General features: G+C 72.1%; 20 protein-coding genes. 15 read left to right on the top strand and 5 right to left on the bottom strand.

What is annotated here, in order from left to right; translation table 11 throughout:
• Positions 1-9 precede the first annotated feature (9 nt).
• The 9 genes from OHQ87_RS20775 to OHQ87_RS20735 all read left to right on the top strand — a co-directional run bounded on the left by OHQ87_RS20775 (position 10) and on the right by OHQ87_RS20735 (position 11,561).
• Complete coding sequence (locus tag OHQ87_RS20775) at positions 10-1,920, top strand: glycoside hydrolase family 13 protein (protein WP_328340272.1); 1,911 nt, start codon at positions 10-12, stop codon at positions 1,918-1,920.
• Positions 1,921-2,270: 350 nt separating this feature from the next.
• On the top strand, positions 2,271-2,612 hold the full coding sequence (locus OHQ87_RS20770; RefSeq protein ID WP_328340270.1) for a hypothetical protein: 342 nt from the start codon (positions 2,271-2,273) through the stop codon (positions 2,610-2,612).
• Between the two features lie 273 nt (positions 2,613-2,885).
• Positions 2,886-3,956 carry a BMP family lipoprotein gene (locus tag OHQ87_RS20765; RefSeq protein WP_328348932.1) on the top strand — a complete coding sequence of 357 codons (1,071 nt, stop codon included), beginning with the start codon at positions 2,886-2,888 and terminating at the stop codon, positions 3,954-3,956.
• A gap of 198 nt (positions 3,957-4,154) precedes the next feature.
• Positions 4,155-5,858 (top strand): ABC transporter ATP-binding protein, encoded by a 1,704-nt coding sequence (locus tag OHQ87_RS20760; protein ID WP_328348931.1) that lies wholly within the window; start codon positions 4,155-4,157, stop codon positions 5,856-5,858.
• On the top strand, positions 5,855-7,180 hold the full coding sequence (locus OHQ87_RS20755; protein WP_328340268.1) for an ABC transporter permease: 1,326 nt from the start codon (positions 5,855-5,857) through the stop codon (positions 7,178-7,180). Before OHQ87_RS20760 ends, OHQ87_RS20755 begins: the two co-directional genes overlap by 4 nt.
• A gap of 3 nt (positions 7,181-7,183) precedes the next feature.
• Positions 7,184-8,464: an ABC transporter permease gene (locus tag OHQ87_RS20750; protein WP_328340266.1), complete on the top strand. Its 1,281-nt coding sequence runs from the start codon at positions 7,184-7,186 to the stop codon at positions 8,462-8,464.
• Positions 8,465-8,585: 121 nt separating this feature from the next.
• The gene (locus OHQ87_RS20745) at positions 8,586-9,305 is read left to right on the top strand and encodes a cytidine deaminase (RefSeq protein ID WP_442930577.1); all 720 of its coding nucleotides are present in this window, start codon (positions 8,586-8,588) and stop codon (positions 9,303-9,305) included.
• A gap of 157 nt (positions 9,306-9,462) precedes the next feature.
• A complete protein-coding gene (locus OHQ87_RS20740) occupies positions 9,463-10,743 on the top strand; it encodes a thymidine phosphorylase (RefSeq protein WP_328340260.1) in 1,281 nt (426 codons plus the stop codon).
• A gap of 137 nt (positions 10,744-10,880) precedes the next feature.
• Positions 10,881-11,561, top strand: a complete 681-nt coding sequence (locus OHQ87_RS20735; RefSeq protein WP_328340258.1) for a DUF4272 domain-containing protein — start codon at positions 10,881-10,883, stop codon at positions 11,559-11,561.
• A gap of 98 nt (positions 11,562-11,659) precedes the next feature.
• Here OHQ87_RS20735 and OHQ87_RS20730 read toward each other — a convergent pair whose 3' ends face one another.
• The gene (locus OHQ87_RS20730) at positions 11,660-12,571 is read right to left on the bottom strand and encodes a putative RNA methyltransferase (protein ID WP_328340256.1); all 912 of its coding nucleotides are present in this window, start codon (positions 12,569-12,571) and stop codon (positions 11,660-11,662) included.
• 305 nt (positions 12,572-12,876) lie between these two features.
• On the opposite strand from OHQ87_RS20730, the gene OHQ87_RS20725 reads away from it, so the two are divergent.
• The gene (locus OHQ87_RS20725; protein ID WP_328340254.1) at positions 12,877-13,953 is read left to right on the top strand and encodes an adenosine deaminase; all 1,077 of its coding nucleotides are present in this window, start codon (positions 12,877-12,879) and stop codon (positions 13,951-13,953) included.
• Between the two features lies 1 nt (position 13,954).
• On the opposite strand, the gene OHQ87_RS20720 is transcribed toward OHQ87_RS20725, so the two are convergent.
• Positions 13,955-14,428, bottom strand: coding sequence for an ATP-binding protein (locus OHQ87_RS20720; RefSeq protein ID WP_328340252.1), 474 nt, complete (start codon positions 14,426-14,428; stop codon positions 13,955-13,957).
• A 322-nt stretch (positions 14,429-14,750) separates the two neighbouring features.
• Here OHQ87_RS20720 and OHQ87_RS20715 point away from each other — a divergent pair, with 322 nt between their 5' ends.
• The 4 genes from OHQ87_RS20715 to OHQ87_RS20700 all read left to right on the top strand — a co-directional run bounded on the left by OHQ87_RS20715 (position 14,751) and on the right by OHQ87_RS20700 (position 19,883).
• Complete coding sequence (locus OHQ87_RS20715) at positions 14,751-18,413, top strand: nitrate- and nitrite sensing domain-containing protein (protein WP_328340251.1); 3,663 nt, start codon at positions 14,751-14,753, stop codon at positions 18,411-18,413.
• A complete protein-coding gene (locus tag OHQ87_RS20710) occupies positions 18,410-18,814 on the top strand; it encodes a roadblock/LC7 domain-containing protein (RefSeq protein ID WP_088643911.1) in 405 nt (134 codons plus the stop codon). The genes OHQ87_RS20715 and OHQ87_RS20710 overlap by 4 nt, the downstream gene beginning before the upstream one ends.
• A 96-nt stretch (positions 18,815-18,910) precedes the next feature.
• On the top strand, positions 18,911-19,288 hold the full coding sequence (locus OHQ87_RS20705; RefSeq protein ID WP_067304754.1) for a DUF742 domain-containing protein: 378 nt from the start codon (positions 18,911-18,913) through the stop codon (positions 19,286-19,288).
• 1 nt (position 19,289) lies between these two features.
• Positions 19,290-19,883, top strand: coding sequence for a GTP-binding protein (locus OHQ87_RS20700; RefSeq protein ID WP_088643912.1), 594 nt, complete (start codon positions 19,290-19,292; stop codon positions 19,881-19,883).
• Positions 19,884-20,098: 215 nt separating this feature from the next.
• On the opposite strand, the gene OHQ87_RS20695 is transcribed toward OHQ87_RS20700, so the two are convergent.
• A complete protein-coding gene (locus OHQ87_RS20695; protein WP_328340247.1) occupies positions 20,099-22,747 on the bottom strand; it encodes a transposase in 2,649 nt (882 codons plus the stop codon).
• A gap of 41 nt (positions 22,748-22,788) precedes the next feature.
• Positions 22,789-23,787: a DNA primase gene (locus tag OHQ87_RS20690; protein WP_328340245.1), complete on the bottom strand. Its 999-nt coding sequence runs from the start codon at positions 23,785-23,787 to the stop codon at positions 22,789-22,791.
• Between the two features lie 256 nt (positions 23,788-24,043).
• On the opposite strand from OHQ87_RS20690, the gene OHQ87_RS20685 reads away from it, so the two are divergent.
• The gene (locus OHQ87_RS20685; RefSeq protein WP_328340243.1) at positions 24,044-24,385 is read left to right on the top strand and encodes a PadR family transcriptional regulator; all 342 of its coding nucleotides are present in this window, start codon (positions 24,044-24,046) and stop codon (positions 24,383-24,385) included.
• Between the two features lie 98 nt (positions 24,386-24,483).
• Here OHQ87_RS20685 and OHQ87_RS20680 read toward each other — a convergent pair whose 3' ends face one another.
• Positions 24,484-25,152 (bottom strand): permease prefix domain 1-containing protein, encoded by a 669-nt coding sequence (locus OHQ87_RS20680; RefSeq protein WP_328340241.1) that lies wholly within the window; start codon positions 25,150-25,152, stop codon positions 24,484-24,486.
• Positions 25,153-25,155: the final 3 nt, after the last annotated feature.

Below are 25,155 nucleotides of genomic sequence, written 5' to 3'. Positions count from 1 at the left end.
GGTCGCATGATGTCCCTGTCGCCGCACCACGACGGCTCGGCGCTGTACGTGCCCGAGCAGGAACCCACCCTCGGGCAGCGGGTGCCGGTCTTCGTCAGGGCGCCCGAGGGCACCGACGTCCGGCAGGTGCACGTCCGGACCACCGGGGACGGTGAACCGCGCTTCGTCGAGGCCACCGTCGACCGCCGGGACGGCCACGACGTGTGGTGGCGGGCCGACGTCGAGGTCCGCAACCCGGTCAGCAACTACCGGTTCATGCTCACCGGGACTACCGGTTACCGCTGGCTCAACGCCGCCGGCCTGGTCGACCACGACGTGCCCGACCACGGCGACTTCAAGCTGGTCAGCCACGCCCCGCCACCCGCCTGGGCACGGGACGCGCTGGTCTACCAGATCTTCCCCGACCGGTTCGCCCGGTCCGCCGCCGCCGCCGGCCGTACCCCGCCCGACTGGGCGATCCCGTGCGACTGGGACACCCCGGTGATCGGGCGCGGCCCGCAGACCCCACGCCAGTTCTACGGGGGCGACCTGGACGGCATCACCGAACGGCTGGACCACCTGGACCGGCTCGGCGTCAACACCGTCTACCTGACGCCGATCTTCCCGGGCCGCTCCAACCACCGGTACGACGCGGCCAGCTTCGACACGGTGGACCCGCTGCTCGGCGGGGACGCGGCGCTGGTCCGGCTCGCCGACGCCGTACGCGCCAGGGGCTGGCGGCTGCTCGGCGACATCACCAGCAACCACACCGGCGACGCGCACGAGTGGTTCACCCGGGCCCTGGCCGACGTCCACGCCCCCGAGCGGGAGCTGTACTACTTCGACGCGGCCGCCGGCGACGGAGAGGTGACGTACGAGTCGTGGAACGGGGTGCGGTCGCTGCCCAAGCTCAACTGGGGCAGCGCCGAACTGCGGCGCCGGTTCGCCACCGATCCGGACTCGCTGCTGCGCCGCTGGCTGCGTCCGCCGTACGGGCTGGACGGCTGGCGGGTCGACGTGGCCAACATGACCGGCCGGCGCGGCGCTGACGCGTACACCCACGAGGTGGCGCGGCTGCTGCGGGAGGTGGTCGCGCAGTCCCGGGCCGACGGGCTGCTGCTCGCCGAGCACGGCCACGACCACACCGGCGACCTGGACTCCGACGGCTGGCACGGCACGATGAACTACGTCGGCTTCACCGATCCGGTCTGGTCCTGGCTCCGCCACGAGAACCCCATGCACCTGCCGGCCGCCGCGCCCCGGGACGTCTCCGCACCCCGGCCGGCGCGCGGTGGCGACACGGTGCCTAACTTCCTCGGGACGCCGGGCGGCGTGCGACGGCGGGACGCCCACGCGGTGCTCGCCACCATGAACAGCTTCCGGTCGCTGGTCTCCTGGCGGTCGTACATCCACTCGTGGCAGTTGCTCGGCTCGCACGACTCGGCCCGGATCCGCACAGTGGTCGGGGACGCCGCCCGGCAGGAGGTGGCCGCCGGGCTGCTCGCCACCATGCCCGGCACGCCGGTGGTCTTCGCCGGGGACGAGTGGGGGCTGACCGGCAGCAACGGTGAGGGTTCGCGTACCCCGATGCCGTGGGACAGGCCTGAGCGGCGCGACGCCGGCACGTTCGCCGCGTACCGGGCGCTGCTGGCGCTGCGTCGGGACACCCCGGCGCTGCGGCACGGCGGGCTGCGGTGGGTGTACGCGGACGCCGACACGCTCGTCTTCCTACGCGAGGCGACGAGCGGCGCGGTGCTGGTGCTGGCGCGCAGGGCTGCCGGATCGCCGGTCCGGCTGGCCGGCCTGCCGTTCGGGGGAAGCGCCGCGTCCCGTCCGGCCGGGGAGAACGCCTACGGTGGCGCTCCGGCCCTGCGCCCCACCGTCGACGGCCTGATCACCCTCCCCGCCGACGGCCCCACCTTCCAGACCTGGCACCTCTAACCCCCACCCCCCACCCCCCACCCCCCACCCCCCACCCCCCACCCCCCCCCCCCCACCCCCCACCCCCCACCCCGCCGTCGGGGTTGATCAAGAGCTTTGCGTCATGAGAGCGGTCCGACATGACGGAAACCTCTTGATCACCGGTGCGGTCTGGAGGGTTCCGGCCCGCCCGGTCCTTTGCCGAGGAGTACTGGGGTAGGGGCTTGGGCCGGACCGGGAGTGCGGTCCTGGCGGGGTGGCGAGTGCGGTCCTGGGGGCAGGGGTGTGCGGTGAACGGGGGAGATCACGGATTGAACTCAGCCGGTGGGCCACCTACTACAAAGTGTCGTTGATGGGGGAGGATGGCCGGCGTGGAAGCTCTTCGACTGATCCTTCTCTATGTCCATCTGATCGGGTTCGCGCTGCTGCTCGGCGGTGCGGTCGCCCAGTACGTCAGCGGTCGGCTGCGGGTCAACCAGGCCATGCTCTGGGGCTCGGTGATCCAGTTGCTGACCGGCCTGGGCCTCTCCGCGCCGCTGCGCGACGGCGACGAGCCGGCACCCGCCAAGCTTGTTACCAAGTTGGTGCTGGCACTGCTCATCTTCGTCATGGTCTTCTTCTCCCGTAAGCGGGCGCAGGTGGCCCGTGGCCACTTCCTGGCGATCATCGGGTTGACCCTGGTCACGGCCGCAGTGGCGGTGTTCTGGCGGTAGTCGGCCGAGGCCGGCGGGGGGCACCGGGAAACGGGCGTTCGCGACACCGGGCCGGTCAGCGCTGGCACGCTGAGTGATGTGCCCCACCCCCGGGTTACGCCGGGATAACGAGCGTTCAACAGTCGTGCACGATTGGCGGCCGGTGGGTGGGCGTGGGGCTACGCTCCCGTCCGTAACGTGGGATGCCGGCGGCACAACGCCTGTCGGTTCAAGGGCTGCCACCGCACGAGGCGGTGTGCAATGGAAGGAGACGTCTTGCGCTCTGTGCGTGGGATGCGGATCGCCTCTGCCATCGCGGCGGGTGGGCTCGTGCTGGGTGCCGCCGCGTGTGGTGAGGCGCCGGACGACGACAACAACGCCGGTGGCAGCGGCGACAAGAAGTACAGCGCCTGCATGGTGACCGACGTCGGTGGCATCGACGACAAGTCGTTCAACACCTCCGCCTGGAAGGGCCTGGAGGAGGCCAAGAAGGCCAACGACAAGATCGACATCAAGTACGTCGCGTCGAAGGCCGAGGCGGACTACGAGGTCAACCTGACCGGGTACGTCAACCAGAAGTGCGACTTCATCCTGGCCGTCGGTGGCCTGATGTCGGACGCCACCAAGAAGATCGCCGCCGCCAACCCGAACCAGCAGTTCGGCATCGTGGACGCGAACCCGGCCACGGCGAACGTCTACCCGATGCAGTTCGACACCGCCCAGGCCGCCTTCCAGGCCGGCTACCTTGCCGCCGGGATGAGCAAGAGCGGCAAGGTCGGCACCTACGGTGGCCTGCCGATCCCGCCGGTGACCATCTTCATGGACGGCTTCGCCGACGGCGTGGCGTACTACAACAAGGCCAAGAGCAAGAACGTCCAGGTGCTGGGCTGGGACAAGGCGACCCAGAAGGGTTCCTTCACCAACGACTTCGCCAAGCAGGACGAGGGCAAGAAGGTCTCCGACGCGCTGGTCGCCCAGGGCGCCGACATCGTCATGCCGGTCGCCGGTGGCGCGGGCCTCGGCACCACCGCCGCGGCGAAGGCCTCGGGCGGCAAGTACTCGGTCGTCTGGGTCGACGTCGACGGCTGCGAGAGCACCCCGGACTGCGCGGCGCTGCTGACCACCGTGGTCAAGAACATCCCCGACGCCGTCAAGGACGCCGTGCTCAAGGCCGCCGGTGGCGAGAAGCTCGCCGCCACCCCGGGCTTCGTCGGCAACCTGGCCAACAACGGTGTCTCGATCGCCCCGTACCACGACTTCGACAGCAAGGTCCCGGCGGACCTCAAGGCCGAGGTCGACAAGCTCAAGGCGGACATCGCCGCCGGCACCATCACTGTCACCTCGAAGGCCCAGCCGACCAAGTGACCGCCGCGTCGGCCGCCGCGATGGGATCATCGGCAGCGGCGGCCGGCGGGCACCAGGCATGACGACCGGCCGTCCCGGCGTACGTGGGGGAACCCACGGGCGTCGGGGCGGCCGGTCCGCGCACCGGTCGGCCGGCACCCCGGTGGCCGGTCGACCGGCAGCTAGGCTGCACCATCGCTCGCACTCCAGGAGGTTGCGCTGAGACTCGAACTGCGCGGCATCACCAAGCGGTTCGGTGATCTGGTCGCCAACGATCACATCGACCTGACGGTGGAGCCTGGAGAGATCCATGCCCTGCTCGGCGAGAACGGTGCCGGCAAGTCGACCCTGATGAACGTGCTCTACGGGCTCTACCAGCCCGACGAGGGCGAGATCCTGGTCGACGGCCAGCCGCTGAAGCTGAAGGGCCCCTCCGACGCGATCGCCGCCGGGATCGGCATGGTGCACCAGCACTTCATGCTGGTGCCGGTCTTCACCGTGACCGAGAACATCATGCTCGGTGCCGAGCAGGTCCGGGGCGGCATCGTCGGCTTCCTGGACCGGCGGCGGGCCCGCCGCGAGGTGGCCGAGGTCTCCGCGCGCTACAACCTGCGGGTCGACCCGGATGCGGTGATCGAGGACCTGCCGGTCGGCATCCAGCAGCGGGTCGAGATCGTCAAGGCGCTGACCCGCGACGTCGACCTGCTGATCCTGGACGAGCCGACCGCGGTGCTCACCCCGCAGGAGACCGAGGAGTTGCTCACGGTCATGCGGTCGCTCAAGGCGGCCGGCAAGTCGATCGTCTTCATCACCCACAAGCTCGGCGAGGTCAAGGCCATCGCCGACCGGATCACCGTGATCCGGCGCGGCCGGACCGTCGGCACCGCCTCCCCCGAGGCGAGCCGGGACGAGTTGGCCGCGCTGATGGTCGGCCGCAACGTCCGGCTCACCGTGGACAAGCAGCCCGCCACCCCGGGCCGGCCGATCCTGGAGGTCGCCGGCCTGGTCGTCGACGACGACCGGCAGATCCGCGCGGTGGACGGCATCGACCTGACCGTACGCGCCGGTGAGGTGTTGGGCGTGGCGGGTGTGCAGGGCAACGGGCAGACCGAGCTGATCGAGGCGATCATGGGGCTGCGCCCGACGCTCGCCGGCACGGTGACCCTCGACGGCGAGCCGATCCACGGCTGGTCCACCAAGAAGGTGCTCCGTGCCGGGGTCGGCTACGTGCCCGAGGACCGTAGCGTCGACGGCCTGGTCAAGGAGTTCAGCGTCGCGGAGAACCTGGTCCTCGACATCTACGACCGGCCGCCGTTCGGCAAGGGCCTGGCGCTGCGGCCGGACGCGATCGCCTCCTCCGCACGGGAGCGGATCGCCCAGTTCGACGTGCGTACCCCCTCGGCGGACGCGGCGGTGGGCACCCTCTCCGGCGGCAACCAGCAGAAGGTCATCGTGGCCCGGGAGCTGTCCCGGCCGCTGAAGCTCTTCATCGCCGCCCAGCCCACCCGGGGCGTGGACGTCGGTTCGATCGAGTTCATCCACAGCCGGGTCATCCGCGAGCGGGACGTCGGCACCGCGGTCCTGGTCGTCTCCAGCGAGTTGGACGAGGTGATCGGCCTCGCCGACCGGATCGCGGTGATGTACCGGGGCCGGATCATCGGCATCGTCGGCCCGGACACCCCGCGCGAGGAGATCGGCCTGCTGATGGCCGGCATCACCCCGGACCCGCCCGGGGCCGCCCCGACCGGTGGCGCGGCCTCCTCGGCAGCGCCCGGGACCGCCCCGACCGGTGACGCGGCCACTCCGTCCGCGCCCGGAACGGCTCCGGCGGGTGGCGCTGCCGCCCCGGCCGAGGCGACCGGCGGTACGGGCGGCGGCGTGGCACCGGCATCCGAGAGCCCTGGTAACGAGGACGAGGCATGAGCAACCCCAACCCGGTGTCCGGCTCCCCGGACAAGGAACCGGCGACCGAGGCGGAACTGACCGCGACCGGCAAGGCCGACCGGGGCGCCACGATGACCTCACCCAAGCAGCCCGGCCCGGGGCCCCGGCCCTCGCTGGGTCGGCTCTTCCTGGACAACCTCTGGGCCGCCAACACGGTGACCGTCACGGTCCTCGCGCTGGTGCTGGCGATGCTGGTCGGCGCGGTCCTGATCATCGTGTCGGACCCGGAGGTGCTGGCCACCTACGGCTACATCACGGCCCGTCCGGCCGACGCGCTGAACGCGAGCTGGACGGTGGTCAGCGAGGCGTACGCCAACCTGTTCAAGGGGGCGGTCTTCGATCCGGAGGCGTCCGGCTTCACCGCCGCGTTGAGCCCGATCTCGGAAACCCTGACCTACACCGCGCCGTTGGTCTTCACCGGGTTGTCGGTGGCGCTCGCCTTCCGGGGCGGCCTGTTCAACATCGGTGCCCAGGGGCAGGCGACGATGGGCGTGATCCTGGCCGCCGTGGCCGGCTTCGCGTTGCCGCTGCCGCCGGTGGTGCACCTGGTCGTCGCGTTGATCGCCGGGGCGGTCGGTGGCGCGGTCTGGGGTTTCGTCCCGGGCATCCTCAAGGCCCGCACCGGCGCGCACGAGGTGATCAACACGATCATGCTCAACTACGTCGCGGTCTACTTCCTGTCCTGGGTCATCGTGCAGAACGGGGTGCAGAACCCGGACCGGGCGGACGCGATCAGCCGGCCGGTCGACTCCTCTGCCGCGCTGCCCCGGCTGCTCGGCGACAACCTGCGGGTGCACGCCGGCATCCTGCTCGCGGTGCTTGCCACCTGGGCCATCGCCTGGCTGCTCAACCGGTCGACGCTCGGCTTCGAGCTGCGGGCCGTCGGTGCCAACCCGGACGCGGCCCGGACCGCCGGCATCAGCGTCACCAAGACGTACGTGCTGGTGATGGTGATCGCCGGCATGCTCGCCGGGCTCGGCGGCAGTCAGATGGTGCTCGGCTCCACCGCGAACGCGCTGACCCCGTTGGTGATCGCGCAGATCGGCTTCGACGGCATCCTGGTGGCGCTGCTCGGCCGGGTGAAGCCGTGGGGGGTGCTGCTGGCGGCGCTGCTGTTCGGCGCGCTCCAGGCCGGCGGCAACCGGATGCAGTCGTACTCCGGGATCTCGTTGGAGCTGGTCACCGTGCTCCAGGCGCTAATCGTCATCTTCATCGCCGCGCCGGCCCTGGTGAAGGCGATCTTCCAGCTCCGGGCCGCCCGCGCCGCCCGGTTGCAGACGAGCCTCGCGAAGGGCTGGTGAGGCATGTCCACCACAGCTGTTCCCGACGTCGCCGTGGCCGCGGTCGACGAGGGTTTCTGGACCCGGCAACGCAAGACCGGCGCGGTCCTGCTGGCGCTGGGCGTGCTCGCCGCCGTGCTGTTCGGGGCGCTGGCCACCGGTCAGCAGGCCCGGTTTACCCTCAGTGAGACCGAGGGCGGCGCGGCGTTGGAGATCCACGGCACGGTCGGCGCGATCCTGTTCGGGATCGTCGCCGCCGCGGCCGGCGGCGCGCTGCTGGCCGGGGTGCCGAAGCGCTGGTTCACAGTGGTCCTCGGCGTCGGGCTGGTCGGCTTCGTGCTGAGCTTCCTGTGCTGGCAGGTCTCCGCCGCCCCCGAGGGCCGCAACTTCATGCCGATGGTCAACATCGTCCGGGGCACCTTCGTGCTGGCCCTGCCGCTGGTCTTCGGCGCGCTGGCCGGGGTGCTCTGCGAACGGTCCGGTGTGGTCAACGTCGCCATCGAGGGGCAGTTGCTGATGGGTGCGTTCAGCGGCGCGCTCTTCGGCAGCCTCTCCGGCAGCGTCTGGGTGGGCCTGGTGGCGGCGGCGATCGGCGGCGCGCTCGTCTCGCTGCTGCTGGCGGTCTTCGCCATCCGCTACCTCGTCGACCAGGTCGTCATGGGGGTGGTGCTCAACCTGCTGGCGGTCGGCGTCACCGGCTTCCTCTACGAGCGGCTGATGCAGACCGACGCGGAGAAGTACAACAGCGCGCCGCGCTTCGGCAACTGGGAGATCCCGTTGCTGAAAGACATCCCGCTGCTCGGCCCGGCGCTGTTCCGGGGCAACATCTTCCTCTACCTCGGCCTGCTGCTGGTGCTCGTCATCCACCTCGCGCTGTTCCGTACCCGGTGGGGGCTGCGGACCCGGTCGGTGGGCGAGCACCCGACCGCCGCCGACACCCTCGGGGTCAAGGTGCTGGGCCTGCGCTACCGCAACGTGCTGCTGGCCGGGGTGGTGGCGGGCATCGGTGGCGCGTCCTACACCCTGGCGCTCTACAGCTTCACCAAGAACATGATCGGCGGCAAGGGCTTCATCGCCCTGGCGGCGCTGATCTTCGGCCGGTGGAGCCCGACCGGCGCGCTGCTCGCCGCGCTCTTCTTCGGCTTCGCCGACCAGCTCGCCACCTACCTCGGCGCGATCGGCAGCAGCATCCCCAACCAGTTCCTGGCGATGCTGCCCTACCTGGCGACCATCCTGGCGGTGGCCGGGCTGGTCGGCCGGGTCCGGGCACCCGCCGCCGACGGCAAGCCGTACGTCAAGGGCTGAGATCCGGCCCGGTCCGGTGGGGGGAGACCTCGCCGAGCCGGGCCGGGTCTGGTGAAACAGCGCGGGGGCGGCGCGCGTCGGCCGGCACCATTCGCGCATCCGAGCCGGTGACCTGGGCAGAATGAGGGCTATGAGCGAGATCGACTGGGAGCGGCTGCGGGCCGCCGCCACCGAGGTGATGCGGCACGCCTATGTGCCGTACTCGAAGTTCCCGGTCGGCGCGGCGGCCCTGGTCGACGACGGCCGGGTGGTGGTCGGCTGCAACGTGGAGAACGCCGGGTACGGGGTGACCCTCTGCGCCGAGTGCGGGGTCGTCTCCGCCCTGCACGCCACCGGTGGCGGGCGGCTGGTCGCCATGTCCTGCGTCGACGCGACAGGCGAGCCACTGATGCCGTGCGGCCGGTGCCGGCAACTGCTCTGGGAGAACGGCGGCCCGGAGTGCCTTGTCGAGTCGAGGACCGGCCCGCTGCGGATGGCGGAGCTGCTGCCGCACGCCTTCGACGTGGCCGACATCGAGGCGGTCGTCGGCGAGACCCCGGTACCTGTGGTGCCGGACCGGTTGGCCGCCTGGCGGGGGCGGGGGACCGTCTTCGTGCACCCGGACCTCTCCGCCGGTCAGCAGGTCTGGACGGCGTACTGGGAGCGGTCGGCGGGGGACACCGACGAGACCGGGCCCGGGGTGCTGGAGGAGGGGCCGAGCTGGGGTGACCCGGCGGAGGCGATCACCTGGGGGCTGGCCCGTACGCCCAGGGTGGTGGTGGTGGACGCGGAGGGCACCATCTTCTGGGCCGGCGAGGGCGAGCCGCCGCTGGAGATCCCGGCCCGCTGGGCCGCCTCCTGAACCCGCCGGGCCGCCTCCCCAACCCGCCGGGCCGCCTCCCGAACCTGCGGGGCCGCCTCCCGAACCTGCGGGGCCGCCTCCCGAACCTGCGGGGCCGCCTCCGGGACCGGCAGGTGGTCACGCCGATTTCTGCAACGACTTCAGAGGGAACTCAACGGTGAGTGCTTTTACCGCGGTCGACGTCATCCGGGCCAAGCGGGACGGGGGCGTCCTGAGCGACGGCCAGATCGACTGGGTGGTCGACGCGTACACCCGGGGGTCGGTGGCCGACGAGCAGATGTCGGCGCTGGCCATGGCGATCCTGCTGCGCGGCATGACGGTGCCGGAGATCGCCAGGTGGACCGCCGCGATGATCGCCAGCGGGGAGCGGCTGGACCTCTCGGCGGTGGCCCGGCCGACAGTCGACAAGCACTCCACCGGCGGGGTCGGTGACAAGATCACGCTGCCGCTCACCCCGCTGGTGGCCGCCTGCGGCGGTGCCGTGCCGCAGCTCTCCGGCCGTGGGCTCGGGCACACCGGCGGCACCCTGGACAAGCTGGAGTCGATCCCCGGCTGGCGGGCGGCGCTGAGCAACGCCGAGTTCATCACCCAGCTGCGGGACGTCGGCGCGGTCATCTGCGCGGCCGGCGACCAGCTCGCCCCGGCCGACCGCAAGCTGTACGCGCTACGCGACGTCACCGGCACCGTGGAGGCGATCCCGCTGATCGCCAGTTCGATCATGAGCAAGAAGATCGCCGAGGGCACCGGGGCGCTGGTCCTCGACGTGAAGGTCGGCTCCGGCGCGTTCATGAAGAACGTGGCGGACGCCCGTGAGCTGGCCCGGACCATGGTGGCGCTCGGCGACGCGCACGGGGTGCGGACGGTCGCCCTGCTCACCGACATGTCCACCCCGCTGGGCCTGACCGTCGGCAACGCGGTCGAGGTGACCGAGTCGGTGCAGGTACTGGCCGGCGGTGGCCCGGCCGACGTGGTGGAGCTGACCCTGGCGCTGGCCCGGGAGATGCTCGAGGCGGCCGGGCTGCCCGACGCCGACCCGGCCGCCGCACTGCGCGACGGGCGGGCGATGGACGCCTGGCGCTCGATGATCCGTGCCCAGGGTGGTGACCCGGACGCCCCGATGCCGACCGCCAACGAGGTGGAGGTGGTCCGCGCCGAGGCCGACGGGTTCGTCGAGTCGGTCGACGCGTACGCCGTCGGGGTGGCCGCGTGGCGACTCGGCGCCGGTCGGGCCCGCAAGGAGGACCCGGTCAGCGCCGCCGCCGGGGTGGTGCTGCACAAGCGCCCCGGCGACCCGGTGCGCGCCGGCGACCCGCTGTACGAGCTGCGCGCCGACGACGCGACCCGACTGCCGGCGGCGCGGGCCGAGGCCGCCCGGGCGGTCCGGGTCGCCGCCCACGCACCGTCGACGTCGCCGCTGGTCATCGAGCGGATCGGCTGAACGACCGAGCCGGTCGGAGACTGGTGCGGCCGAAACCGGGCGGCCGGCATGGTGCCGGTCGACACGGAGCGCTATTCTCCCAGGCCAGGGGGACCGAACGGCGGTGACGCCGACGTGAGCAGACAGGGAATCCGACCGTGCTGGTAGCCGCCCCCGATCCCCGGGAGGTCCGCGAGGCGAGCCTCGACGAGTTGTCCCGGCTGGGCCTGCCCCTGCCGCCGGCCCAGTTTCCCCTGGTGTGGGAGCCGGGCGACGAGATCGAACTGCGGCCCACCGGGGAGATCGAGGCGCGTATCGCGGTGTTGCACCTGATCCTGGCCAGGTGCTTCGGGATGCCGGCGCAGACGGCGATGAGCTGGCTGCTCGAATCCCACCTGGTCGACATGGTCACCCCGCCCGAGTGGCAGTTCGTGATGGGCGGCAAGGGCGACCACCGCTCGTTCGTCCTGCACCACGACGCGCTCTTCTCGCTCTCCTGGGTGCTCGGCCTGAGCAAGCAACTCGACCCGACCGTACCGGTGGACGAGCGGCTGGTGGAGCGGATGCCGTACCTCGCCGGCGGGGAGACCTTCGACCAGTGGCGGGCCCGCATCCTGGCCGCTCCCCAGCACCCGGCGGACGCCGCCGCGCTGCTCGACCTGCACTACTGCCTGGACTGGGCGTACCTGGAGGTGGAGAAGTCGGGTCACCGGCTACCCGGCCTGGTGGACGCGAACGCGATCGGCCAGCGCCGGTGGGCGTTGGAGTGGGCGGTGATGCTGCGCGGGCCGTACCACGACGAGCCGCCCGGCTGGGAAGAGGTCGACCTCTCCACCTGAGCTTCCGGGCTGCGCGGTCCCTCACCACCGGGTGGGTCGGCGGGCCGGTGCGCCGTAGTGCCGTGGGTCGACGGGTCAATGCGTCGTGGCGCTGGGGGTCAGCGGGGGCGCCAGACGGTGAGCCGTACCGACGCGGTCACGGTGACCGGCGCGGGCAGTGCGTCGATCGCGGCGGCGAGTCGTCGCGGGTCGGTGTGCCAGGCACTCGGCCCCATCCCGACCAGGGTGGCCACCTCGGCCCGGTCGAGGGTGAGCCGGGCGGTGTGCACGGCGCTGCGCTCCGACGTGAAGTTCCCGGCGAGGCTTTCCGCCACCCGGTCCGCCTTGGCCGGGTCGACCCGCAGCAGCCCGAGCACGTCGACCAGTTCGGCGAGGTGGGCGTCGGTGGGGGTGACCACCAGCAGCGCCCCGGCCGGGTGGAGCACCCGGTGGAACTCGACGCCGTTACGCGGGGCGAAGACGTTGAGCAGCACGGCGACCGACCGGTCGGCCAGCGGCAGCCGCTGCCAGGTGTCGGCGAGCGCGGCGGCGGCGCGCGGATGGGCGCGGGCGGCGCGGCGCAGCGCCGGCTTGGCGACGTCCAGGGCCAACCCGACGGCGGCCGGCACCGCCGCCAGCACCGCCGCCAGGTGCCACCCGGTGCCCGCCCCAGCATCCACCACCAGCGGGTACGCCCCGAAGCCCGCTCCCGGCCTGTCCGCTCCCGGCCCGTCCGTTGCCGCCTCGGCGAGGGTGGATGCCGCCGCCTCGGCCAGGGTGGACGAGATGAGGTCGTAGTGCCCGGCGGCCAGGAAGTCGGCGCGGGCGGCGACCATCCCGGCGGTGTCCCCGACGTGCGGGGCACGGCCGGTGAGCAGGTTGACGTACCCCTGGCGGGCCAGGTCGAAGCTGTGCCGGCGGGGGCAGCGCAACGCCCGGGTGTCGGTGGCGGCGGCCAGCGGCTCGGCGCAGACCGGACAGCGCAGCCGGGCGACGATCAGCGGATACGTCGCGTCTAGGGGCGACGTCATGTCGTCAGCCTGCGTCGTGCCGTCGCGGTGTGTCGTGTCGTCGGGCTGTGTCGTGTCGTCGTGGGGCGTCGTGTCGTCGGCCTGCCCGGTCGAGTGCGGCGCGTTCACCCGCAGCAGCCTACGGCGCAGGGGAGACATGGCCTCGGAGGTGTCCCGAGAACTCCTGGTCAACTCAACATCGCTGATGTAGTGGTATCCACTCGCGCTGATACCACTACATGAGCGATGTAGTGGGGCTGGCCGTCGTGCGGGGCTGGCCGCGAGCCTGATCGCGGGTGGTCGGGGCACCTGACTAGGGTCTGGGGATGGTCGCAATCCGATACGAGGACATCGTCAAGGTCCCGAAGGCGCTGCTGCACGATCACCTCGACGGCGGCCTGCGGCCGGCGACGGTCGTCGAGTTGGCCGCCGAGGTGGGCCACGAGTTGCCGAGCACCGATCCCGAGGCGCTCGGCAGGTGGTTCGCGGAGGCGGCGCACTCCGGTTCGTTGGAGCGTTACCTGGAGACGTTCGCGCACACCGTCGCCGTCATGCAGACCGCCCCGGCGCTGCGCCGGGTGGCCCGCGAGTGCGCGCTCGACCTGGCCGCCGACGGCGTGGTGTACGCCGAGGTCCGGTTCGCTCCGGAGCAGCACCTGGAGCAGAACCTGACCCTGGACGAGGTGGTCGAGGCGGTCGTCGCCGGTTTCGTCGAGGGCAGCGCGGAGGCCGCCGCCTCGGGCAACCCGATCCGGGTCGGCACCCTGCTCACCGCGATGCGGCACGCCGCCCGCTCGCAGGAGATCGCCGAGTTGGCCGTCCGGCACCGGGACGCCGGGGTGGTGGGGTTCGACATCGCCGGCGCCGAGGCGGGTTTCCCGCCCACCCGGCACCTGGACGCCTTCGAGTACCTCCAGCGGGAGAACTTCCACTTCACCATCCACGCCGGCGAGGCGTTCGGGCTGCCGTCGATCTGGCAGGCGATCCAGTGGTGCGGGGCGGACCGGCTCGGCCACGGGGTGCGGATCGTGGACGACATCACCCCGGGCCCTACGCCGACGCTCGGTCGCCTGGCGGCGTACGTGCGGGACAAGCGGATTCCGTTGGAGCTGTGCCCGTCGTCGAACGTGCAGACCGGGGCGGTGGCGTCGATCGCCGAGCATCCGATCGGGCTGCTGCGGGAGCTGCGGTTCCGGGTGACGGTGAACACCGACAACCGGTTGATGAGCGGCACCTCGATGTCGCGTGAGATGGCGCTGCTGGTGGAGAGCTTCGGCTACGGCTGGCAGGAGCTCCAGTGGTTCACCGTCAACGCGATGAAGAGCGCCTTCATCCCGTTCGACGAGCGGCTGGCGATCATCGACGAGGTGATCAAGCCGGCGTACGCGAAGCTGATCGGCTGAATCACCGGGGCGGGTGGCCGGCGGCCAGGTCGGCCACCCGACGCAGGATCTCCCGGGCGTGGGCCGCCTCGGCACCGAGGCCGGTCTGCCGGCGCAGCACCGCCGGTTCGGCGCGCAGCAGTGCCACCCCGCGTCGGATCAGCACCTTCGGGGCCTTGCGCTGCTCGGCCAGGTCCCGGGCCAGCCGGCGGACGAAGGTCGCCCCGCGCGGTCGACGCAGTGCGTACGCCCCGGCGAGGAGCCCTCGTCGACGGCATTCCTCGACGATCTCGGCGGCGAAAATCCCTTCGGCGATGAAGAGTGGCGATCCGGTCACCTCGAATGGCCGGGTGGCCACTTGTCGATCCGCACCGATCGCATAGACGGGTACGTCGGCCCGGCCCTGCCGGGCCAGTCGGGCAATTGTCTCCACGGCCGTTCCCGCGTCCCACGACTCGGGCGCGTCCCAGTCGACCAGTCCGTTCTGTCGCGGCAACGTAGGGTCATCACCGTTCTTGTAGAAGTCGTCCAGGCAGAGCACGGGAAGGCCGGTTCGATGGGCTATGTACGACTTTCCGGACCCGGACGGGCCGGCGAGCAGGACGACGCGATGGCGATATTCCATTACTTTGAGTGACTCCGGCCAGACGGATAGCGATCAAATTGCATCAACATCTCATCACACCTCCGGCGACCGACAACCTGGGCTTTCTCTTTCAGGGGAGCCGTGATGGAATCTCGGAGGTCCGACCCGCCGGGTCGGTTGCTGGGCGTTGCCCGTGGCAACGCGGAGGCGCTGTAATCGCGAGGGCGGTGACGTGAGCAAACGGCCAACGACGGCGGGCTCCTTCCTGTCGCGTCTGCGTCGGCCGGCCGGCCGGCTCCGCGACATGCCGATCTGGTCCAAGCTCGGCCTGATCATGATCGTGCCGACCATCGCCACGGTCGTCGTGGGCACCAGCGGGCTGGTGGACCACCTGCAGACGCTCAACAACGCCAACCGGGCCGGTGACCTGGCCAACCTGGTGGGTTACTCGGGTGACCTCGTCAACACCCTCCAGGACGAGCGCACCAACGCCGTCCTGCTGCTCGGCTCGCCCAAGGGGCAGTCCCGCGCGCAGTACCAGGAGGCCTACAACCGGGTCAACCAGCGGGTCGACCAGTCCAAGGTGCCCTACTCGCAGCAGCGCGCCGAGATCGAGGGCCTGCCGGCGACCCTGGAGACGCAGCTCGACCGGATCGACACCGACCTGACGGAGATGCCCGGCGTCCGGAGTCAGGTCTACAACGGCAAGCTCCGACTCAGCGAGGCGGTCAGCCGGTACACCGGTCTGATCAACAACCTGATCACCATCCGTGACTCGGCCACCCAGCTCGCCGGTGACAACGACCTCAGCGACCAGATGCGGGCCGCCGCCGCGATGGCCCGCGCCAAGGAGTACGCCTCGGTCCGCCGGATCGCGGTGCACCAGGTGCTGCTCCAGAAGGCGTACACCCCGGCCCTGCGTGAGCTGTACATCTCCAGCAACACCGGTGAGCAGCAGGCCCTGCAGAGTTTCCAGGCGGTGGCCACCCGCGCCGAACGCGAGTTCCAGGACCAGAGCGTCTCGGGCTCCGACCGCCGTCAGGCCGACATCTACGCCGGCCAGGTCAGCGCGCTGAACAGCGACAGGTTGGACGGCCTCACCTTCACCACCGACCAGTGGGACGCGGCCATGGTCGCGTACGCCCAGCTCAACCGGGCCGTGGAGGTGCGCCTCGACGGCGACGTCGTCGCCAAGGCCGACGAGCTGCGCTCCGACGTCCAGCGTCAGGTCTTCCTGGAGACCGGCCTGCTGCTCAGCATGCTGCTGTTGGCGATCCTCTTCGCCTACCTGGTCGCCCGGTCGATGGCCCGGTCCCTGCGTGACCTGCGCCAGGGTGCCCTGTCCATCGCCCAGTTCGGCCTGCCGCAGGCGGTGGCCCGGCTGCGTGACCCGCAGTTCACCGGCCAACAGTCCCCGGCGCAGTTGGCCAACCAGATCGCCGAGCCGCTGCCGGTCCGCAGCAGGGACGAGTTCGGCCAGGTGACCGAGGCGTTCAACGCCGTCCACCTGGAAGCCGTCCGTACCGCCGCCGAGCAGGCCGCGCTCCGCTCCTCGGTCGCGACGATGTTCGTCAACCTCGCCCGCCGGTCGCAGATCCTGGTCGACCGGCTGATCGGCCACCTCGACCGGCTGGAGCGCGGCGAGGAGGATCCGGACCGGCTGGCCGAGCTGTTCCAGCTCGACCACCTGGCCACCCGGATGCGCCGTAACGACGAGAACCTGCTGGTCCTCGCCGGTGCAGACTCCACCCGGGTGCAGCGTGAGCCGGCCGCCCTGATCGATGTGCTGCGCGCCGCGCAGTCCGAGGTCGAGCACTACACCCGGATCGAGTTCGGGATCATCGACCGGGACATCGAGGTCTCCGCGCACGCGGTCAACGACATGGTCCACCTGGTCGCCGAGCTGTTCGACAACGCGACCGCGTTCTCCCCGCCGGACTCCCAGGTGATGGTCGAGGCCCGCCGGATCGGCGAGCGTGCTTCGCTCTACGTCGAGGACCGGGGCATCGGCATCAGCCCCGAGCAACTGGCCGACCTCAACGAGCGGCTGGCCACCCCACCCCAGGTGGACGTGGCGGTCTCCCGGATGATGGGCCTGGTCGTGGTCGCCCGGTTGGCGTCCCGGCACGGCGTCAAGGTCGAGCTGCGTCCGGGCACCGACCGGGGCACCGTGGCCGAGGTCGTCCTGCCCACCTCGGTGCTGGTCCCCCGCGCCCTCACCGGCCGGGCCCCGGGCACCCCCGGCCTGCCTGGCGCCGGCCCGCAATTCGGTGGTACCGGCTCGGCCCCGGCCTTCGGTGGCCCCGGCTCGACCCCCGCCTTCGGTGGTGCCGGCTCGGCCCCTGCCTTCGGTGGATCGAGCGCCTCCCAAGCCTTCGGTGCACTTCCCGCGATCGGTAACGGCCAGCCGCCGGCCCCCCGCCAGGGTGAGTCCGGAAACCAGGTCACCTTCGGGGGCCGACCCCTGGAGCCGGCGCCGCGCAACGGCTCCGGTGCTCCCGTCAACGGTGGCCGCGGGATGCCCGCCTGGTCGGACCTCACCGGTGCCGGCGGGGTCAACGGCGCGGACGGCTTCACCCCGCGGACCACGAACGGTCAGGCGATCGACCCGCTGCCCCAGCGGCGGAGCAGTGACGACCCGGACAGCACCGGTCAGCAGCCGACCATCCCGCGTCAGCTGCCGAGCAGCCCGGAGGCCCGGCCGTACAGCTCCCCGCCGGTCCCGCCGGTGTCGGCACCACCGCTGCCGCCCTCGTACCCGGCCGCTCCGGTCTCCGGTCAGCCGGTCTCCGGCTACCCGTTGTCCAGCCGACCGGTCTCCGGTCAGCCCGTCTCGGGTCAGCCGGTCTCCGGCTACCCGGGCTCCGGTTACCCGGTGTCGGGTCAGCCCGCCCCGGGCTACCCGGTGTCGGCGTCCCCGTATGCCGGTCAGCCGGGCCCGGCCGCTCCGGTCTCCGGGTCGCCCAGCGCTCCGCTGCCGTCCCGGCCCACCTCGGGCGGGGCCGCGCCGGGTGCCGCCGCACCGCCGGCCTGGCCGCCGGTGGCCAATCCCGAGCGGGACACGGCCACCCCGCCGGTCCCCGAGCGGCTCGCCGCCGCCCTGGACATGACCACCGAGCTGCCCCGGGTGCCGCGTAACGAGACGGCAGCGCCGGCACCTCGACAGCCCACACCACCGCCGGTGCGGGCCGGGCACGCGTCGTCGGCGGGCCAGCGACCTCCGGTCCCGCAACAGGCACCCCAGCAGCGGTACGCGGACGAGACGATGGAGCTGCCGATCTTCCGGGAGCTCGAGTCGGCCTGGTTCCGCACCCGCAAGCCGGGCCCGGACGAGGCCACCGTTGCCAGGCAGCCGGTGGCCAACGGCACCGTGACCGCGCAGTCCACCGTCGACACCGCTGGTCATGCCCTCCAGTACCCCGCACCAGGGACGACAGGTAGCGCACCGATGGCAGAGACCGCGCCGGCCGGTGGCGTGCCGCGTGACAACGGGCCGACAGTGAACGGGGATCTGCCCGGTCGGGGCGACAGCCCGGTGACCCGTCGCCCCACCCCGCAGCCCGCCAGCTGGCAGACCGCCGCCGACGACGGTTGGCGGGCCGCGGTGGCCGCGACCGAGGCACCGGTGGCCGGGACGACCCAGACCGGCCTGCCGAAGCGGACGCCGATGGCCCAGCTCGTGCCGGGGGCGATCGAGAAGCCGACCACGTCGGTGCAGCGGCGTACGCCGGAGGCGGTCCGGGGTCTGTTGTCGGCCTACCATCGAGGTGTGCAACGTGGCCGGACCACCTCGGACAACCCCGCCAACCCGGACGCCACTCCGGGCGGGCAGCAATCCTCGCCGTCCGGCTCCGGCCGGGCGGGTAGGAGCGGGCAGAAGGAGCAAGAAGGATGACAAGTACGCAGGATCTTGGTTGGCTGTTGGCCAACTTCGCCGACCGGGTGCCGGGTGTCGCACACGCGGTAGCCGTTTCCGCCGACGGCCTGCTCCTCGCTTCGTCGCGCGACCTGCCCCGGGATCGGGCCGACCAGTTGGCGGCGATCGCGTCCGGCCTGGTCAGCCTGACCCAGGGCGCGGCCCGCTGCTTCGAGGGCGGTGCGGTGCTGCAGACCGTCGTCGAGATGGACAACGGCTTCCTGTTCCTGATGTCCATCTCGGACGGGTCGTCGTTCGCCGTACTGGCCGCCCGCAGCTGTGACGTGGGTCAGGTCGGCTACGAGATGGCGTTGCTCGTGGACCGGGTGGGTGACGCGCTCACCCCGCAGGCCCGTACGGCTGTCGGGATGATGGGCTGACCGGGCTGGCCAGCTGGTCGGTACGGGACGAGGACAACAACGACGGGTTCCACCGGGTGAGAGCCGGTGCCGGGTGCGAGGGAGGTGAGCGGCTACATGATCGATCGTGACGAACCGACAGGGGCGTTGGTCCGTCCGTACGCCGTGACCCGCGGTCGTACCCGTCCCCGGCTCGACATCGCCCTGGAGGCGCTCGTCGAGACGACGGTGCGCGGTCGCGCTGCTGCCGGTGGCAACGGCGGTCAGGGCCGGGAGCACCAGTACATCGCCGCGCTGTGTGACGGACGAGTGCAGTCGCTGGCCGAGATCGCGGCCCGGATGCAGCTACCGCTCGGTGTGGCCCGGGTGCTCATCGCCGACATGGCGACGGACGGCCTGGTCGCGGTCCACGAGCCGACCATCTTGGACGACTCGGACGACGCGGTGGGCACTGAACTGCTGGAGAGGGTGCTGAGTGGACTTCGCAGGCTCTGACATGTCGCAGCGGCCGCCTGCCCCGAACGGGCGCGTGACGTCGGCGAAGATCGTTATCGCCGGTGGGTTCGGCGTCGGCAAGACGACGCTGGTCGGCTCGGTCTCGGAGATCACACCGCTGACCACCGAGGCCATCATGACCTCCGCCGGCGTGGGCGTCGACGACACCCGGCAGGTGCCGGGCAAGACGACGACCACGGTGGCGATGGACTTCGGCCGTATCTCGATCGATCGGGATCTGATCCTGTACCTGTTCGGTACGCCCGGTCAGACACGGTTCTGGTTCATGTGGGACGAGCTGGTCCGGGGTGCCATCGGCGCCGTGGTCCTGGTCGACACCCGCCGGTTGGCCGACTGCTTCGCGGCGATCGACTTCTTCGAGCACCGGCGGCTGCCGTACCTGGTGGCCATCAACTGCTTCGACGGGATGCAGTACCACGACCCGCAGGACGTCCGGGACGCGCTGGCGATCTCGACCGACGTACCGGTGGTCGCCTGTGACGCCCGTAACCGGGAGTCGACCAAGCATGTGCTGATCTCGCTGGTCGAGTACGTGCTGACCATGCGTCGTTCGCGCGCGGTCGCCCCGGCCTGATCGACTTCGACGCGCCCGGTGGCGGCTCCGGCCGTGACCGGGCGCGTCTGCGCGTCAGGCCTGTGGACCACCGGGCGCGTCGGAGATCGCCGTCGACAAGTGAGTACGGCGGAGCTGTCCGGGTCTGCTACCGGATGCGGGTGGCCCGGGTGGGCGCGCGTCAGCCGAAAGGCCGGACGCACCGCGTGGGTACGCCCGGCCAGCCGTCAGGTTCGTCAGGACCGGTAGCCGGCAGAGCGGAACTCGTACTCCCGGTCGTCTTCCCGTTCGGTCGGATCCCGGCTGAAGTCCCAGCCACCGGCCGCTTCACGCCCCGGCCGGCCACCGACCGCGAAACCACCGATCTCCTGCCCACGACGCCAACCACGGAAGTAGCCGGTGGTGTTCTCGGCGAGGCTCGCGGCGTCCCGGACGATCCGCAGCGGACGCTCCTCGCGCAGCGGCGAACCGGGGACCAGGTTGGCCTTGGGGACCCGCTTGGGTAGCCCGGCCGAGGTCTCCGCACCGACGGCAGGCTGGGCGACCTTCTCGGCGGCCTGCCAACCGGTGTCCGCGGTGGACGACCATTGCAGGTCGCTCTCGTCGCCGTGCCCGACGAACCACGCCGACTTGGCCTGCGCGAAGATCAGCAGGTCACCGTCGCCCTCGTCGGAAACCGGCGGCGGCCGGTGCTCCATCGGCGGGGGACGGCGCTCGACCGGTTCCGGCCGACGGTCAAGGCCCGCCCGCTCGCTACGGGTCGACCGCTCGACCCGTTCGGGACGGTCGAGGAGCTCCGGCCTTTCGTCCCGATCGAGCCGATCGGGACGGTCGAGTCGGCTGGCCCGCTCGGAGCGCTCGGCCCGTTCGGGACGGTCGAGGCGCGCGGGACGGTCGGCCCGGGCGGGGCGGTCCAGATGTTCCGGACGGTCGAGGCGTTCCGGACGGTCGAGGCGTTCCGGACGGTCGGCCCGGGTGGATCGGCCGGGACGGCCGGCTTCCTCCCGGTCCACCAACCGCAGCGGCGGGGTGTCCAGGTGCGGATCGACTGCGGCGTCCAGCGCGCCCCGCAACGCCCGATCGGCAAGCGGCGGCGGCTCCACCAACCGCAGCATCGGCGGCTCCTGGGGCAGGTCGTCGGCGAGCCATGGCGGGGTGACCCGACGCCCGGCACCCGGGTCGGCGGGAGCGTCAGTCGCTCGACCGGCCCGCTCACCGTAGGCCGGGACCACCGGGTTGTTGGCCGAACTGTTGGCTGGGTCCTCGGGGTTGTTGACCAGCGGCCAGTTCGCCCGCGATCCCGGCGGGGCGACGGGCTCCGGCTCGGGGCGGGAAACTGGCACCGGGACGTTGAGATCGGTCGCGCTGAATCCACCGGTGGGCGTCGAGAGCGCACCCGTGGTCTTCGGTCGCGGCGGGATCACGGTGCGCTGCCGCTCGGCACGGGCGTTGTTGATCGCGGCGGTGGTCAGCGTCGGCCGGAACGGCTCACCGGCCTCGGCGGGCGGCACGTTGCCGCGTTGCGCCGGGGCGATCGGGGTGATGCCCGGAGGAGGCGGTGGCGGGGCCGAGACCGGCCGGTTGGTCGGGGCGTCCACCCCGCGCCGGATCGGTGGGATCATCGTCGTCGGGGCGTCCGACCCGTGCCGGACCGGCGTCCTCGGATCGGTACGCGCCGGCGGCACCGAGCTCGGCAGGGTGGACACGGCAGCCGGGGTCACCGGCTGGGGGGCCACCGGCGGCGGGGTGATCGGGGCGGGGGCCACCGGCGGCGGGCCGAGCGGTCGGGGTGCGGCCGGGGTCGCCCCACCGGGGACCGGCTCGGGGCGGCTACGACGACCGGTCGGGACCGGCGGCGCCGGCTCGGCGGACCGAACCGGACGTAGGCCGGTGCCGGTGCCGCTGATGCCGGTCAGCTCGCCGACCTGCTCGCCCCGGCGGGCGGCAGCCCGACGGCCCGGCATCGGGCTCGGAGCGCTGACCCGGGTGCTGAGTGCACTCACCAGCGCCTCGCAGCCGGCGTCGCAGGCGCGTACCGCGGCGACCGACTGTCGGACGGTCTCGGCGACGGCGGAGGTGAGCGCCCGGTTGACGGTGGCCCGGCGCGGAGTCTCGGAGATGGCCACCCGCAGCGCGGTGACCGCCGCCTCGATCTCCCCGGCCTCGGCGACCCCGTCGGCGGTGAGGTGCGCGATGACCGCCTCGGCGGCCACCGACAGGTCACGGCCCCGCGCCGACGTGCCGCCGAGCATGTTCGGCTCGGGTAGCGCGTCGAGGACGGCCAAGGCCACCGGCTCGGCCGGATCCGGGTATGCCCGCAGGGCGGCCGGGTAGAGCTCGCGGAGCACCTCACGCAGTGCCACGGCGGCGGAGTGCCGACCACTGGACAGGGCGGCGTGTGCCGCGAGGACCTGCTTGAAGCCGGCCAGGTCCCGGGAAGCCGGCAGGGTGACCGCGGAGAGTGCGCCGGCCTGGAGGGCACGGGCCAGACCCACCGCCCGCCGTTCGGCCGGCGCGGACTGCATCTCCTCCAGGGAGTCGTCGTCGGCGAACCGCTCGGCGAAGTCGTCGACCGAGTCGTCGTCGGCGATCGCCAGTGGACGGCCGGCTGCGCTCAGCAGCGAGGTGACCGCGTGGTCGTCGCTGTCGGCGGCGATCGCCACACCACTCGGCCCGCCCGACCGCTCCACGAGCAGCGAGACCAGCTGGGCATAACCCGCCGCGTCGTCACCGATCTCGTAGACATGCAGCAGACGGCCTGCGTCGTCGACCACGGCGGACGTCAGCGTCGATCCGGCCGAGGCCGGTCGGTCGGCCGGATCTGCCGAAGCCAGACCGCAGTACACGCGCACGAGCGCCACGGCGTCGTCCTCCTCCCGGGACACAGGTCTATTCTCTGCCAGCCACTGATGGTCCCCGCTCGGAGTCAGTCGCGCCAGTCCACGACGGCAGAGATCTTGCCGACAATGGTGCGCCAACCCAAGCTTGCGGTCTGGGCCCCGATCTTCTTCAACCGCCTACGGCCGAGAAAACCACCGACTCCGCCGTTGACAGATGCACGCAGCGCCTCGTCGAGGTCGTCCAGGCTGGAGCCGGCCGAGAGCATGTCCAGCACGGCTGGTAGCCGCAGCGCGTACGACAGGTCACGGGCCACCTCGCCAGCCTCGATCAGGAGGGTCGGGTCCCACGTGTCGTGCCCGCCGCGCAGGTTCTCCACGACCAGGTCGAGCTCGTAGGTGTCCTCGTCGCGCGGAGCGATGTCGGCCGGTGTGACCCGTTCGGACAATTCATTCCAACCGTCCAGCTGGGACAGGTCGTTGGGGGCACCCGACCGGATGAAACTGACGAGCGACTCGGGCGTCTTGAACAGCAGCAGCCGGCCCTTGTGGCTCAGGAAGACCGGCACCTCCTCCTCGTCGCCGTCGCCGTCGGCGTCGCCGTCGGCGTCCGCATCCGCATCCGCATCCGCGTCGTCGTCGGTGTCGGCATCGTCGGTGTCGGTGCCGTCCTTCCCGCCTGCACGCTTGCCGTCGCCCGCGTCCTTCCGGTCGTCCTCGGCCTCAGCCTCGTCCTCGGCCGACAGGGCGGCGAACTCCTCGTCGAGGATCACCACCTCCTCGTCGTCCTCGGCCTCGACGACCTGACGTCGGGCCAGGAAGGGGTCGTCCTCGTCGCGTTCGGCGACGTCCGTCGGGGTCAGCTCGCGCGCCGCCCGGTACGCCCGAAGCGTGAAACCGGTGCCGGCGGGCAGGGCGATCTCGACCGGATCGATGCTCAGCTCTTCCCAGAGCGAGCGGTCGGCCGGGCCGGGCTCCACGTCGGGCCCGGTCGGCCCGTCGGTGTCGCCGAGCTCGGGTTCGTCGGCGTCGGGCCGTTGGGGCGACTGGCGGGCCACGCTGACCTCCGTGTGCGTCGGGTTGCCCACTCGGCGACGTGCCGCCGCCAAGTGACTCTGGGCACATACCCTAATGGGCGTCCCGGCGTGTGCCGACCCCGCACCCCGGCGGCGCTCGGAACCCGTACCCCGAAGATGGTCGAAGTCTGCGCCCCGACGGCGGCGGACCTCCGGGACCGGAGCTGCCCCGGGCGGCAGGAGCTGCCCCGGGCGGCCGGAGCCGCGCGGGCGTCGGGGCCCTGCGATCGCTGGCGGTTCGGGCGGTTGACAAGTAGCGTACCTACGTATGAAGGCTCAGGCGCTGCACGGCCACCTCGACGCCCTGCTGCTGGCCGTGCTGGAGCAGGGCGAACTGCACGGCTACGCCGTCATCGAGGCGCTGCGCGCCCGCAGCGACGGCCAGCTCGATCTGCCGACCGGCACCATCTATCCGGCGTTGCGCCGGCTGGAGCGGGCCGGGCACGTGGCCAGTTCCTGGAGCACGGTCAACGGCCGGGAGCGGCGGACGTACCGGCTCACCGACTCAGGTCGGGCGTCCCTGGCCGGCGAGCGGGCCGGCTGGCGCGAGTTCAGTGTCACCGTCGGCCGGTTCCTCGACCCCGCCGGCCCACCCGCCGCGCCGGCCTGATCCCACCGGGACCGGTTCTCCGCCGGCCACCCGCACGTCGGGACCGGCTTTTCGCGCCCCGGGACGTGGGCGGCCACGGGGTCGGTGAAGTGGCGCCGTCAGCGGGCGGCGACCAGCCAGGAGCGACCGGCCCGGAACAGGGCGAAGTGGGCGGCGCCGGCCAGCAGCGCACCGACGATCATCGGCGGCCAGGTCAGGGCGGCGTCCCACAGCTCGACCGACCAGGCGAAGAGCGCCATCCCGGCGACCGCGCCGAGCGCCAGCGTGCCGACCAGCGCCCACCCGAGCAGCCGACCCGCCGACGTGGTGGCCGACCCCCGCCGGGCCGCCCAGCGACCGCCCAGCAGGGCCGCCAGTGCCAGCCCGGCCACGGCCAGCCAGATTCCGTTCATCGAACCGGCGAGCAGCTGATAGCCGGCCGGTGGGGGCGGTCCACCGCTCCAACTCGATCCCCGCCAGGTCAGGTCGCCGCCGACCGTCAGCACCCCGGCGATCAGCAGCGCCCGCCGGGACAGCCCGCGCAGCGCCCCGGCCGCCAGCTCCTCCTGGTATGCCGGAGCCAGCTCGGCCGGTGCGCCGAAGTCGGCCACCGCCCGACGTTCGGCCTCCGGTGCCGGCAGTCCACCGTCCCGGTACGCCTCGGTGGCGTCGTCCAGGGCCCCCCGTGCCTCACGGATCAGTTCGTCCTTCAGCCGCGCCGGGCCGTGCAGCCGGGACGCCAGATCCCGCAACCGCTCGTCGATTCCCACCTCGTCGCAGGCATGCATGGC

Source organism: Micromonospora sp. NBC_00421, assembly GCF_036017915.1.
Taxonomy (GTDB): Bacteria; Actinomycetota; Actinomycetes; order Mycobacteriales; family Micromonosporaceae; genus Micromonospora.
This window is presented reverse-complemented; position numbering and strand designations above follow the sequence as displayed.